Raw genomic sequence first — 308 nt, forward strand, 5'->3', positions numbered from 1 at the left:
GTTCAGGGCAGTGAAATATGGGAAACGCATGGAAGCTGGATACGGAAGGAGCAGCCAACCTTCGCGCCGGATATTGCCGCCCGCTTTAAGCTGGCGGAGGAGCTTCACAGCCGCGATCTTGCAGCCGCTGTGTCGTTCCGGGAGGAAGTTGCCGCCCGGCTCCGTAATCTGCTTGGCGAGACCGGCGCGCTGGTGATTCCGACCGTGCCCGGTCCCGCGCCATTGGCCGGCGGCGATAGGGCGCAGCTGGAGTCTGACCGCACCGGCGCCATGCTGCTCTGCTGCATCGCCGGCTTGGCCGGTCTTCC

The 308-nt window shown here is 65.6% G+C and carries 1 pseudogene; it reads left to right on the forward strand.

Annotation, left to right across the window (positions count from 1 at the left end):
* Window positions 1-308: pseudogene (locus tag L692_RS32520) on the forward strand (amidase); the annotation flags it as partial.

Origin of the sequence: Paenibacillus forsythiae T98, assembly GCF_000520735.1 — a bacterium.
GTDB classification, from domain to species: domain Bacteria; phylum Bacillota; class Bacilli; order Paenibacillales; family Paenibacillaceae; genus Paenibacillus_AQ; species Paenibacillus_AQ forsythiae.